A 14,569-nucleotide genomic window follows, 5' to 3' on the forward strand; every position below is an offset into this window, starting at 1 on the left:
GTTACGCTTTAACCAACTCTTTCGCTTTTGTAACCGCACCGCCGGCATCAGGAGCATATCCGTCTGCTTTGCACTCGGCTGCATACTCGGGTGTTACAGGCGCTCCGCCTACCATGACCTTGAATCCTGCGTCCTTAAGAGCCAAGGATGTCTGTTTAAGTGCCGGCATGGTGGTGGTTAGAAGACCAGAACAGGCTGCCAACACCGCATTGTTTTCTTTTGCCGCTTCTACAAATTTATCAGCTGGAACATCCACTCCAAGATCTACGATGGTGAATCCTGAGCTTTCAAGCATCATGCTTACAAGATTTTTTCCTATGTCATGGAGGTCCCCGGCTACTGTTCCTATTACGCATGTTCCCAAGGATACGGAACTGTCGCCTGCCAGCAGGGGCTTTAATACGTCTACACCTTTACTCATGGCCTTTGCCGCTATCAGCATTTCAGGCACGAAGATTTCTCCGGCAGAGAATTTGTCTCCAACTACTCCCATGGATTCGATCATAGCATCAAGGATTTCTTTCGGCTGTTTGCCTTCGTCCAGTGCTTCCTGAACCAAACCTGCTACGACTTTGGTTTTACCTTTTGATACCATTTCCTGGATCTCTTGAATTTTTGACATTTGTGTTCCTCCCTCATTTAGTGGTTTAAAATTAATATCAGCACGTGATTGCGTGCTGGTTATAACTTGAATATTGTAATATTGTAACTTTGAATAATTATGTATATCGTTCTCTATGTACAAATTTTATCAACTTAAATTGTAATTGTCAACGCTAAATTTTAAGAAGACATAAATTTCTTATTCTTTTAAAAATATCCTTTGATCGAGCGTTTAATATTTTTATCAGTTTAAATATTTCTGGAATTTTTCTTTACACTATGGTATTTTAAAATCAAACAGCTCTCCATTCCCGGAGTTTAAAAAAATAGGAAGCTATGCTCTGAGGATGAAGTGTAATCGATTAACTAAAGGAGGCATTTAAAATGAATTTAAGAGAAAATGTAATGGCAGTCTTAAATGGAAAGCAACCGGATTATTACGGGGATCTTATGAATGCGGTGGAATTTATCTTTGACCCTGTGTTCATGCAGGATGCCATGATTCCTCAAGACGGATCTGAGCACGTAGATTCATGGGGGACTGTACGAATTTTTCTTCCGGGCGCTCCCGGCCCGCATCCTCACTTGACAAAAGAAAATATAGTTATAAAAGACATTGAAAAATGGGAAGAGCAGCTCGTGATCCCTTCGATCCAAGATCTTGATTGGTCCGCGGCACGTGAGCAGTCTCTATCCATAAACAGAGAAGAAAAGCTGGCATGCATATTTTCTCCTGGTGGTCTGTTCGAACGAAGTCATTTTTTGATGGGCATGGAAAATGCCTTGATGAATTATCTGGAATACCCGGAAGAAATGAAGGCATTACTCAGGAAAATCGCAGATTACAAGATAGAATTCATTAGAAAAGCAGGAGAAGAATGTCATCCTGATATCATATTTTATCATGATGACTGGGGTACAAAACAAAATCTGTTTCTTCCCCCTCAAGTTTGGAGAGAAATAATCAAACCGCTGCAAAAAGAGATTTCCGACGCAATACACGAAGCCGGAATGATCTACATGCACCATGCAGACTGCATATGCCAACCCATAGTTGAAGACATGGTCGAAATTGGCATCGATATCTGGCAAGGAACTATTGCCCAAAACGATATTGTAGAGATCCAGCGCATAACCAAGGGAAACCTTCCAATGGTCGGTGGGATCGATGGGCCTAAAATAGACATCGAAAATATCACCGAGGAAGAAATCCGTGCAGAGGTAAGACGAGCCATAGACACATACTGTCCGGGCGGGCCATTCTTTCCCTCCATTCCAAACGGAATCTGCTTCAGAGAGTGGAACAATTCTATTGTTATGGATGAACTGGAGTCATACGGCAGAGAATATGCGCAAAAACATCCGGTCAATTGCTGACACAATAATACAGGGAGTCGATGTTTTCGACTCCCAAAAAATTATGAATTAAAGTTTTCTTCCCTCAATACACTTTCCACTACGGAAACAAAATCCTCTTCGGCTCCCCATGAAAATTTAAAGATCGGACCTTGTCCTCCACCTGCTCCAATGGCGTCAACAATGATCTCATCTTTGTTTCCTACAACAGCAACGGTAAGAGTTGCTCTATTCGATGCCCTCATGAAATATTTTTCGTAGACTAGAGTACATACGGATACGTCTCCGATGTGATGCTCGGCATAATCCACCAGTTCCACGCTCATTCCGCTATTTTCGACTTTCCGTGATATCAGATTTGTGATCCTGGTAAAATCTCCGGTTCCTTTCATCGATAATTTAGCCAATTAAATCACCTCCCGACCATTATCTTATCACAGAAATACTTATATTTTCCCAATCTCTTATTCATTGTGATCTTATATAGTGCTTTTTACAGGATATTTCGATTATTTCATATCATTCAAAAAAACGACTTTGTTATTGAAAACAAAGTCGCTTTTTTATAAATCCTTATATGCGTTCATTCCTCAAATGCCACGCGATTTTTGAACTTTCTTCAAGTTCCTCCAGTGCATAGAAAGCTTTTAGCACATCTTCCGCAGCTACAATGGGACCGTGGTTTTTAAGCAAGTAGCCGTTACCTTCATTCATTGCCGAGCAAAAATTGTCGAATAATTCTTTCGTGCCCGGTGCCGCATATTCGACTAAGGTTATTTTTCCAAGTTTCATATCCAGATATGGAGTGTGAGACGGGATCAAGTCTCTTTTGTCTTCATGTTTCAAGCAAGACCAAAGCGTAGAGTAAAAACTGTGTGTATGTATGACTGCTCCATTTCTAGAATCTTTGCTGTACATAAACAAATGCAGCGGAAACTCTTTGCTGGGTTTTGGACCATCCAAATGTTTCCCATCAAGATCCAAAACCGAAAAATCCTCTTCCTCCAGTGTCCCAAAACACGTATTTGTGGCAGAGATATAGACTTTGTCCCCATCGCGGAAACTGATATTAGCAGAAGAGCCTGAAACCTTGTTTCTTTGAAAAAGATTCTTAGCTACCCAAATAGTATCTTTTTTCTTTTTTTCCAATTCGTTTCCCATTTATTCATCTCCAGTCAAAGACACAGCCAGTTCAAAAAAATCTTTCTGGCCAAAATTACCAGATTTAAGAACAAGCCTGACAGTTTGATCGGACAAAGGCACCATTACGGGCACTCCAGGAGCAATACTTTCGCCTATTTGATAACCTGCAAATCCCAAGGTTTTTGTTACGGCACCCGATGTTTCTCCACCTGCTACAATAATTCTGGTAAACTCGTTGTCAAAAGCCTTTTTCGCAAGGTATGCAGTAGTATCTTCAAGCATTTGAGACACTTTCTCCTTGCCGTGCTTCTGAGCTCTATTTACATTTTCCGGATTATCGGAACTGTATATTAAAACGGAATCATCGTTGTTTTCCAAAACCCAATTCCAAACATCCTCTTTTTGTACTTTTCCATCCAACATGGCTTCGGGATCTATTTTATAAGATTTATGTCCTTTTTCCTGATAATCTGTTATCTGCTCCAAAGTTGCCTTTGAACAGCTTCCAGCCAACAAAATTGCCTTTCCCGTGGTCTTCATGGACGGTACAATTTTACCTTTTGACTCCTTGGAAAATTGGTTTCCCAAATGATATAAAAGCCCGGAACCGCCAGTCATGAATTTCATGTCATCAAATAACTCCACTATGTCTTTTCCGTCATTATCTTCAATATAATCCGGTATTACATAAAAATGATCATTTTCTGACTTCAATTCATCTAAAAATGACTTTGCCTTCGACTTGTCATTTTTCATGATTTCGTAATCTAGTTTGAAAGCTTTATACTTACCCTGTGGCTTTATCAATTCCGACAGATCGGAATCCCACATCGGAGTAAGAGGGTGATCCTTCATATGTGTTTCATGTAAAGGCACGCCATTTATAAATAGATTACCACCCTTGACCACTCTTCCGTTTACAGGTAGAGCAGGACATAGAACCGTACTTGGATAATTGTATTTTTCAAGTACAGCATCGATTATTGGCCCAATATTTCCTTCTTTGGTTGAGTCGAATGTTGAGCAGTACTTCGAATATAAGATTTCTGCGCCCTGACTATTTAACCAGTCAAATGCTTCCATAGATTCCTTAACGGCCATATCTTTCTCTTCCGTTCGCGTTTTAAGGGCAACAACTACAGCTGCATTTTCTTCCAATGCAATGTTTTCTTCTGGCACGCCGTTAAACAAATATGTTGGCAAACCAGATTTTACTAAAAACGATGCTGCATCGCTGGCACCAGAAAAATCATCAGCAACGCAACCTATTGAAATTTTGTTCATATTCATCCTCCATCTTCCCATTATTTACTATCCTACAAAAAGCAAGGTTATGGCAGGTACAAAAGTTACAAGCATGAGTACGGTGATCATGATCAACCAAAATGGCATGAGCTTTTTAGAAAGTTGTAATATAGGTGTTTGGGAAATGTTGCTTGCCACGTACATTGCTGTTCCTACCGGCGGTGTCAACAACCCTATAGTTAAATTGATGACCATCATTACACCGAATTGAACCATATCTACTCCCAGACTTGTTGCAACAGGTGCCAATATAGGTGCCAAGAGCATAATGGCTGGCGCACTATCCAAAAACATGCCCGTAAACAGTAAAAGTCCATTTATAAGTATAAGAAGAAGAACCGGATTTTCTGTGACTCCCAACAAAGCTCCTGTGATTGCTTGAGGAATCTGCTCACTTGAGAGCAACCATCCGAACAATGAGATTGCAGCTATTATTGTAGCAATAGTTGCCGTACTGATCGCAGCTTCAAAACAGATCTTTGGCAGATCCTTTATAGTTATTTCCTTATATACAAACAAACTTATAAGCAGACAATAAATTGCTACCACCGCTCCACCTTCAGTTGCGGTGAACATTCCGCCTCTTATGCCGACAACTATTATTACAGGCATAAACAAAGCCCATATGGTTTCTTTAAAATTCTGTCTTCTTGCCGCCCAGCTGACCTTACCTTCCTTGGGGTAATTGTTCTTTCTGGCTACGTAATACGAATAAAGCAAAAAACCTCCACCTATTAAAATACCGGGAATAATTCCAGCCACAAACAAGTCGCCGATTGATGCCTGTGTTGTAACTCCGAAGATTATCAATGCGATACTTGGTGGTATTATCAGTCCTATACTGCCAGAAGCTGCAACCAAAGCTGCAGAAAAACCCTTGTCATAGTTTCGTTTTGTCATTTCGGGAACCATTATTGAACCGAGAGCAGCAGTATCGGCCACACCGGATCCGGATATACCGCCCATTAAAACACCGCTTATTGCAACTACGTGGGCTAGAGAACCTCTGACATTACCTACAAATGACAATGCAAAGTCTATGATTCTTTTTGTTATACCACCATGACCCATTATGGATCCTGCAAACATAAATAATGGTATGGCCATTAACGGGAAAGAATCAAGAGCCGTAAACAGTCTTTGGCTGACTATTATCAAAGGATAATCTGCTGCGATAACAGCTCCTATGGATGACAATCCCAATACAAATCCTATTGGCACACCCAAAACCAAAAATAAAATGAAAAGTCCAAATAATATACTACCCATTGATATCGTCCCCCTTTGCAAACATCTGTAAGGTCTGACTAATTACAAAGTATACCAGTATTATTCCTGATACAGGAATCACTGTGTATAAGTATTGCATTGGTATTCCCAAAGTTGGACTTTTTTGTCCTACTCCAAGAGAAACCAATTTATATCCGCTGTAAAACAACACTGAACCAAAAAAACCAACAAGCAGATTATTTAATACCATTAGCGTCTTTTGGCTGACACCTTTTAAATATTGAACCAAAACATCCAAAGCCACATGAGATCCTTTTTTCATGGCAACAGTCATTCCCAGAAAAGACATCCAAACGAAAATATATCTTCCCAACTCTTCCGACCACGTCAGTGAACTCCCTACGACATATCTAAATACAACTTGTGCGAAGATTACCGCCGCCATCATAAACATTAAACCGGCACACACAATGTAAAGTATTTTCATTAAAATTTCGTCTAACTTTTTCATCGTATCCTCCATTTGCTTAAAAGTAAAACAAGGAGTATAAACGTCAGACAGCAACGCTTATACCCTCTGTTTATACTATTATTCTATAGCTTCTACAATATCATTGTACAAATCGATATCGATGGTTTTTGCAAATTCTTCATGAGCAGCTTTTGCTGCTGCCGCAAATTCAGCAGTATCTGGAGTAGTAACAGTCAAACCTTCGTCAACCATTTTATCCAATAATTCTTGAGTCGTATCTTCCAGAAGACCATTTTCAAATTCTGTTGAAGCTTGAGCGGCCTCCTCTACAATGGCTTTCTGCTCATCAGTGAGACTTTGCCAAGTAAGATCGCTCATGGCTATGGTCACATACTCATATTTATGTGCAGTCAACGCCAGATAGTCTTGAACTTCGTGAATTCTACCACCGTAGATGAACGGGATAGGATTTTCTTGAGCTTCGATTACCTTTTGCTCCAATCCTGTGTACACTTCATTCCATGCCATAGTTGTAGGAGCAGCGCCCATTGCAGCCCATGTATCTGACATAGCCTTTATTTCAGGCAAACGAATTTTTAAACCTTGAATATCTGCAAGTGAATTGATTGGCTTGTTGCTGGTCACATGTCTGGCGCCTCTATCCCAGAAAGTAAGGATTCTTATACCAGAGGCATCCAACACTTTATCAGCTATTTGTTGACCGATTTCCCCGTGAATAACTGTGCTGTATTCTTCATAGTTGTCAAACAAGTATGGTAGTTCGAGCAATTGTATTGATGGCTCAAAATTTCCAAGAACGCCAGCTATTAGAGCAAAATCCAAAGTACCTATTTGAAGACCTTCGGCCATATCTCTATCTCCACCCAGTGTTGAATTTGGATAGATCGTTACAGTCATGGAACCATTTGATTTCTCTTCAACTACTTCTTTGAATTTCAAAGCGCCTTCATGCCAGATGTCATTTTCTGATTGGATGTGGCCAAGTTTCAATTCAACTACTTCTTCGGATCCAGACCCTCCATTTCCAGAGTCCCCATCGTTAGAACATCCCGTCAACACAAATGCAAGCATTGACAAAACCAACAAGTAAACAATAATTTTTTTCATTTTCTTTCCCCCATTAAATTTATTTTGTATTTGTGGTTACAATAACCTTTACAACATTTTCTTTTTTCTCACTCAATATGCTCAATGCTTCCTGCGATTTTTCCAACGGAAGAACCTGAGTGACAAAATCTGATAAATCTACCCCACTATTGACGATTTCTGTCGCTTTAACAAAATCCTTGGTCTCATATGTCATTGCACCAAACAACGTAAGTTCATTGAATACAAAGTTGTACGGATAGACAGGGATTTGTTCGGTGATCATTGAAACCATGCCTACCTCTCCACGTTTTCTCACTATCGAAGAGGCTTGATCAACTATATTTTTTGCATCTGCCACTATTAGTGCCACATCCACTCCTCTGCCATTGGTAAAGTCTCTGATTTCCTTTACCACGTCATCTTTCAATGGATTTAGTGTTAAAACTGCGCCTTGTTTTTTTGCCATTTCCAAATTGAATTCCTGGGTGTCAGTACAAATTATATTTTTATAACCCATTTCTCTTGCAGCTACCAAAGTCAATAATCCGACTGTTCCTGATCCGAGTATCGCCAAAGTGTCTTTTTCTTTAACAGTGATCCTATCCACTGCATGAACCGCCACTGCCAGGGGCTCTATCAAAGTAGCTATTTCATAACTTACTCCATCGGCAATTTTGTGGACGTATTTTTCAGGTGCATTAAAGTATTCTGCAAACGTACCGTTCCAACCTGTAGTTCCAGGAGCTACTTTGGCTGTACATAAATTTACCAAATCTTGCTTGCAAAATTCACATTCACCGCATCCTATATGGGGTTCAACTGTTACCCTGTCACCTATCTTTAAGTTCTTGACATTATTTCCTACCTTCACTATATCTCCCGCAACTTCATGACCCAATATGGCCGGCGGTTTTCTAAAAGGATGTGTTCCCTTGAAAAGGTGCAGATCCGATCCACATACACCTACCGTTCTAACTTCAATTAGAACCTCATCATCCTTGATTTCCGGAACTGGAATATCTCTAATCTCAACTTTTTCTTTGTCTACAACATATGCAGCTTTCAAAATATCCTCTCCTTTCAATTTACATTTGCAATTATATATTTAAATACTATTTCTTCTCAACGGGTAACCGTTTACAATTTGTTTCATTTTGCAACTATTTGATTTTATTCAATCGCGCATTTGTTAATTTTAAAACATAATCTATCTATTTAAAGTAAAACATGTTAAGATATATGTGCATATTGAAACATAGGAGGTTCTACCATGAAAAAAATCCGCATTTTAGCCATTGCCCCTTACGAAGGTCTTAAAGATCTGATCAATGAAGTTTCTCAGGAAAACGATCTTCTCAAGGTGACTTCATACATCGCCGACATGAAGGAAGGAGCGCTTTTGGCAAAAGAAATGCAACATAAAGGTTATGACATCATCCTGTCAAGAGCCGGTACCGCCCAGCTCATAAGACAAGTATCGGAGCTGCCTGTGATTGATATTAAACTATCGATACTTGACATGATGCGTGCGATCAAACTGGCACAAGGCTATTCTGGAAAATTTGCGATAGTTGGGTATAAAACCATTACTAAAATCGCCTATCAGATTTGCGAGCTTTTACAATACAACATTCAAATAAAGACAGTTTCTGAAACAGAAGAAATAAATGATATCCTTCTTGACCTTCGAACCGATGGAGTGGGATTGATAGTCGGCGATGTTATTACAAATACTCATGCAAAACAATTGGGTCTAAACAGCATTCTTATAACAACCGGAGCAGAAAGTATCAAAAATGCTTTTGAAGAGGCTGAGATACTCTTTAATTCCATTAAAAAGACAAATTTTAAAAGCGAAATATTGAAGAGCATTTTAAATCACACCAGTTCATCCATCGTTTGCTTTAATGAAAACGATTCCGTCATATATTCCGATTTTAAAGACAATATCACAGGATTAAATGAAATAATGGAAGATCTGAAAATTCTAAAAAATCAATTGCTGGACAAATCTCATGTAAAGATTTTGAAGAAGTACAGTCATGAAAGTTATTTGATCAAAGGATATCTACTTCAAATAGAAAAAAAGAAATATTATACCTACTACATAGACAAACCTTTCAATACTGTCAAACTTTTTGATGAAGCGGTTAAATTCTGCAATGTAGACGACTACCCCTTAATCAGCGCCATATCGTTTAAATCCGATTGCAATATCTTTAAAGACGCTGTAGACAAAGCCTTGAATTATGCAAAATTAAGATCACCAATTTTGATCGTTGGAGAAAAAGGAGTCGGAAAAGATACTTTTGCACATACGATCCATCAAAATAGTGCCAACAGCAAAAATCCATTGATAATATTGGATGCTAAATATATAAGCAGAGAAAAATGGAATGAGTTTTGCAATTCAGAGAGTTCCCCTTTTTTAAATTCCGAATTTACGATTTATATAAAAAACATCCAACTAATTGACAAGGATTCACAAAACACCTTGGAATCATATTTCGGCAGCACCGATATTCACAAGCGAAACAAATTGATTTTTTCAACAACCAGTTCATCGACTGAGTATTCAGATGAAAGACCACTGATATATTACATTAAAAACGCCATGCAAACCATGCAAATCAATGTACCCAACTTAAATCAAAGGCGTGACGATATCCCAAACATGGTAAGCCTGTATCTACATCAAATAAATCTACAATACGGCAAAAACGTTGTCGGTTTCACAAAAGAAGCTCTTGCTCTGTTAAAAGAATTCGAGTGGAGCGAGAATATAGATCAACTCAAGAGAATAATACGAGAATCGGTAGTTTTGGCATCATCTGCGTATATCAACGAAGAAACTATGAAGAAAATTTTAACTGATGAATCAAACAGGAAACCAGTCAGCACGATTCAGGAAATTGATTTGAGCAAAACTCTCGAAGACATCAACAAAGACATCATCGATTTTGTAATGAAAGATGAAAACTACAACTTGACCAATGTAGCAAAAAGACTCGGCATAAGCCGCAGCACCTTATGGAGAAAATTCAAATAACTATTTCCCGGGCAATCAAATTACGATTTGGTTGCCTTTTTCTTGTGTAAAACTCGATTTCAGTTCAATTCATTTCAACACCCCTATTCTTCCCAGTCTTTTACATCATCCATTTTTTACAATAATATGTTATACTAATAATCGGGAAATGTTTATATCACATGTTACTCTTTACTTAGAAGGAGGAATATTTAATGTCAAACACCGAGAAAACGTTTTCATCAAAAGCCTTGGAAGTAAACTTGTCAGAAACCAGGGACGACTCCATAACCATCCCACCCGAGCAGATTTGGTTTGGGGAATTGTCAAAATCACAGTGGGGAGTTTACAAAAGGACCCAAGAATTCCTTTCCGAACTAAATCATAAATATCGAAACAACGAATATATAATCGATTCTCTACAGAGGATCTGTCTTGGAGATCTGTGGATCTACAATTCTAATAAAGAATCTGAAAGGGCTCTTTCCATATTGCTGGATATCATCCGATCTATAACAACAACTGTGGATGAACCCGGCCAAAAGGAGCGCCTGATTCAGATTTTATTGCGTTTTTTGGATCGATTGGTCAGTTTGGAAAATTTTCCTGATGCAGTCGTAAAAAACACTTTGGAATTCATCGAATCAGATATGAAAAAAGATGCTCTTCCATACATCAAAAGCTCCGGCTATTTTAAGACATATCTCAAAAAAGTGGCCGCATTCCCCGCTTTTGTTGATCATGTGACAAAAATCACAGGCTTTGCCATTGAAAAATCAATAGAATACTGGGAAGCGACATCAAAAGCGGAAGAGTGGTTCAAATCAAAGGAACAACTTTTTCAATCGATGACCTCGAATGAAATTTCTACCATAGGCCGCCCCTTTTTCAGGGACCTAAGAAAGAAAAGAAAAGAAGCTAAAAACTTTGACGACCTTGAGAAATTGATGTTTTTCAATGATATCTCAAATTATTTCAGAAATTTTTCAGAAAGTTTCACATCCCATTTGGAAGCGGTCTACTATATATTCTATCTGCTCCACTTGCCGGGAATGTCTTCCTTGAGCGACCATCTAATGTACGACTTGAACAAGAACCTCCGCAACATTTTTGTTGATCTTGACCTTGAGGATACCATTGAATTCATCAACGGAGTTATGGAAGAATTCAATGAGCTCAAATCCGAACACAGCGGTACAGTCTTGGATTGCATCGTGACCCTGGGCAGAGAAATCATATATACAGGCGATGCTGAAAGCATAAATCACTTTATCAAGTCGCTCATGGGGTTGGGCTTCAATTACCCGGGTAAAATCACTCTTACCAATGACTGGCAAATCGAGTTGGACTCCAACCATGTGAAAAATATTCGCATATGGCTGGATTTGATAGAAACCAATCCTTTGAAAACCAAAGAACTATTGGCCGCACTCATTCTTCATTTAAAACTTGGCGGAGTGTTTATCTCGGATACTGATCTGTTTCAAAGGGATGTGACCAAACTTCTCAACGCTGACATCACTTACGTTTACAGAGAAATAAAACAGCTGGCCAGGATTTTTCCTGTATTCTTTAGAGAAATCGGGGCAGAAGGAGATCTTCGTGAAATAACCACCGCTATAGACGAATACTCAAAGCGCAAAGACAGACTGATCCACTTTTTGAGAAAGCAGGTCCATACGGAAAGCAACAACTCCCATATAAACTTGACGGCTCAAATCATAAATTATTGGTATTATGGAGATAAATCTTGTCTTAAGGGACTGATCCCGGACAACGTTTACGATACACTTGTTCCTTCGTCCCACCACTTTGAATCTCCTAATGTCACACTCAGGGCTTTGGGGGAAAAACTACGGTTGGGACCCGATGGACTTATGGAGCTTGATCTCGAAGTTATAAAAAAGAGTTTGGATGATCTACCGGAAGAATCCCAAAAAGACGTCCAAAGAGTATTTTATATCTTCGAGGTGCATTCCCTGCTTGAAGAAAAATATTCTTTTGAATCTGCAGATGTTTTGTCGCTATTGAACACTCACGCCACAATCGCAAACACAGATTTGACCACTTTAGAAGATGCCTTGGAAAGAGACGATCACTCACTTGCTGTAGAAGAAATCTACAACATTATGAACCGTTTGAAGGAAATCATCTTGGATCCGAAAAAAAGTGAAGCTGTTGAAAATATCTACTACAAGCGCCATATAGCAGCAGGTATCCCATCCATGTACGGTGAATACAAGGAACCAAAATTTGACGCCCTCGGCCTTACATACAGACTGGAAAGAGTGGTTTCGAGCCTTATGGATCAAGTGGTTAGATCCTTCAACTTTGAATATATCACGGCAAAAACTTTTCGTCAGATATACGATATTCTGATTTTATTTAAAAACGGTCTGGAATTGGACGGGATCTACAATCAGGGTTTAAATTCCCATTTGGACATGCTTAAGTTTGGACTTGCCTCTCCCAGTTTTTCAGTGGACCAGTACATCAACATTTTCGAATTTATGGCAGATGACATGAAACAGATCATCCAGGAATATTTCTTTGACATATTCCACCGACCAATGAAGAGCATAATACCCCAAATATTCAACCTCGACGGTCTAAAAGATCAAGATATTTGCAGAAAACGGTACTTGATGGAATCGGAAAAATTTCTTCGGGATAATTTATCAACGGCATTTTTAGTGCAAGATCTGGACAATTTTGTGACCGATATAATCAATGCATTAAGAAATCTCATCGAGACTTATTCAGGCGACCTGATTCAAAGCATGATGCATTTTGATCCGGATCTAACTTTTAGTTCACTGCTGAAAACTACCGATAAAATAGACAACCCCGTTTTCCTGGGAGCCAAGGCGTATTTTCTAAAAGTCCTTAAAAATCACGACTTTCCGGTTCCAGCAGGATTCATCATATCCACAGAAGTTTTTCGTCACAAAGATACCATTGACGAAATTCCGGAAATGGCCAGGGATATGGATTTGAAGATCGACAAGCACATTTCCGAAGTGGAATCTTTCACAAAAAAATATTTTGGAGATCCAAATAATCCGCTGTTCTTTTCCGTCAGATCTGGTTCCTCCATTTCAATGCCTGGAGCAATGAAAACATTTTTAAATGTGGGCATGAACGACGAGATAGCCGAAGAGTTCAGCAAAAAAAAGGGTTGTGCTTGGGCAGCCTGGGATTGTTACAGAAGATTTCTACAGAGCTGGGGGATGGCTTACGGCATCGAACGCGATGTGTTTGACCAAATCATCAATGATTTCAAGTCTCTGACTGGAGTTGATTATAAAGCTGATTTCAGCGCAATCCAAATGAAGGAATTGGCTTTCTCTTACAAAGACCTGTTATTGAAAAACAATATCGAAATCGTCACCGACCCTTTCAAACAATTGAAGGTGGCAATAAATTCAGTGATGGATTCCTGGTTCTCAAATACTGCAGTGAACTACAGAAGTCATTCTCAAGTCGCCAATGAATGGGGAACAGCAGTCATAGTGCAAGAAATGGTTCTTGGAAATATTTCACCATATTCAGGATCAGGAGTCATATTTACAAGCAGCCCTTTCAACGGTTATTCAGGAATGAATCTATATGGTGATTTTGCACTTTGTTCGCAAGGAGAAGATATAGTCTCAGGATTGGTAAATACCTTGCCGATAACTGAGAAGCAGAGAAAAAAACACTACAAAGACAGCACAATATCCCTTGAATCTGCGTTCCCTGATATTTATGAATCACTTAAAGACCACGCCAATCGACTGATCAACGATTACGGATTCGTACATCAAGAAATCGAATTTACTTTTGAGTCGAGAGATCCGGATGATCTATACATCCTGCAAACGCGAAACCAAAACTTAAAAAAGAAAAGAACTTACACCACTTTCGTTCCTTCTCTTAAGAAGATGGAGAAGGTAGGTTCGGGAATAGGTGTAAGCAGTGGCGCATTGTCAGGACTTGTTGCATTCAACATGGATGATATCAATTATCTTAAGGCAAAAAACCCCGGCGGAAAAATAATCCTTGTCAGACCGGATACTGTTCCTGACGACATTCCTCTGATATTCGACAGCGACGGTCTAATCACTGCCAAAGGCGGCGTAACCTCACATGCAGCTGTTACCGCTGCAAATATCGGTAAAATATGCATAGTAAAGTGCAAAGATTTAAAGGTCAACGACAAGGATACTTCCTGCGAGATCAACGGACATGTCTTCAAAGCTGGAGACGAAATATCCATTGATGGCAGTATCGGAAATATTTACAGAGGTTCCTATGACATATCCGAAAAATAATAAAGCGAA

At 39.2% G+C, this 14,569-nt stretch carries 11 protein-coding genes; 3 read left to right on the plus strand and 8 right to left on the minus strand.

What is annotated here, in order from left to right; genetic code table 11:
• Position 1: 1 nt before the first annotated feature.
• A complete protein-coding gene (locus tag IWB18_RS00640) occupies positions 2–622 on the minus strand; it encodes a corrinoid protein (RefSeq protein ID WP_195681646.1) in 621 nt (206 codons plus the stop codon).
• Between the two features lie 365 nt (positions 623–987).
• Here IWB18_RS00640 and IWB18_RS00645 point away from each other — a divergent pair, with 365 nt between their 5' ends.
• On the plus strand, positions 988–1,980 hold the full coding sequence (locus tag IWB18_RS00645; RefSeq protein WP_195681647.1) for a uroporphyrinogen decarboxylase family protein: 993 nt from the start codon (positions 988–990) through the stop codon (positions 1,978–1,980).
• A 41-nt stretch (positions 1,981–2,021) separates the two neighbouring features.
• Here IWB18_RS00645 and IWB18_RS00650 read toward each other — a convergent pair whose 3' ends face one another.
• From IWB18_RS00650 to IWB18_RS00675, 7 genes are all read right to left on the minus strand, one after another.
• A complete protein-coding gene (locus tag IWB18_RS00650; protein ID WP_195681648.1) occupies positions 2,022–2,366 on the minus strand; it encodes a DUF6054 family protein in 345 nt (114 codons plus the stop codon).
• Positions 2,367–2,532: 166 nt separating this feature from the next.
• Entirely contained in the window at positions 2,533–3,120 is a 588-nt protein-coding gene (locus IWB18_RS12440) for a class II aldolase/adducin family protein (protein ID WP_207740700.1), read from the minus strand.
• A complete protein-coding gene (gene otnK / locus IWB18_RS00655; protein WP_207740701.1) occupies positions 3,121–4,386 on the minus strand; it encodes a 3-oxo-tetronate kinase in 1,266 nt (421 codons plus the stop codon).
• 27 nt (positions 4,387–4,413) lie between these two features.
• Entirely contained in the window at positions 4,414–5,676 is a 1,263-nt protein-coding gene (locus tag IWB18_RS00660) for a TRAP transporter large permease (protein ID WP_195681649.1), read from the minus strand.
• Positions 5,669–6,148, minus strand: coding sequence for a TRAP transporter small permease (locus tag IWB18_RS00665; RefSeq protein WP_195681650.1), 480 nt, complete (start codon positions 6,146–6,148; stop codon positions 5,669–5,671). Before IWB18_RS00665 ends, IWB18_RS00660 begins: the two co-directional genes overlap by 8 nt.
• 78 nt (positions 6,149–6,226) lie before the next feature.
• A complete protein-coding gene (locus IWB18_RS00670) occupies positions 6,227–7,237 on the minus strand; it encodes a TRAP transporter substrate-binding protein (protein WP_195681651.1) in 1,011 nt (336 codons plus the stop codon).
• 19 nt (positions 7,238–7,256) lie between these two features.
• Positions 7,257–8,285, minus strand: coding sequence for a zinc-dependent alcohol dehydrogenase (locus IWB18_RS00675; RefSeq protein WP_195681652.1), 1,029 nt, complete (start codon positions 8,283–8,285; stop codon positions 7,257–7,259).
• Between the two features lie 204 nt (positions 8,286–8,489).
• Here IWB18_RS00675 and IWB18_RS00680 point away from each other — a divergent pair, with 204 nt between their 5' ends.
• Positions 8,490–10,268, plus strand: a complete 1,779-nt coding sequence (locus IWB18_RS00680) for a sigma-54-dependent Fis family transcriptional regulator (RefSeq protein WP_195681653.1) — start codon at positions 8,490–8,492, stop codon at positions 10,266–10,268.
• 194 nt (positions 10,269–10,462) lie between these two features.
• Positions 10,463–14,560, plus strand: coding sequence for a PEP/pyruvate-binding domain-containing protein (locus IWB18_RS00685; RefSeq protein ID WP_195681654.1), 4,098 nt, complete (start codon positions 10,463–10,465; stop codon positions 14,558–14,560).
• Positions 14,561–14,569 lie beyond the last annotated feature (9 nt).

The sequence above is a fragment of the Alkalibacter mobilis genome (assembly GCF_015594845.1).
GTDB lineage: Bacteria > Bacillota > Clostridia > Eubacteriales > Alkalibacteraceae > Alkalibacter > Alkalibacter mobilis.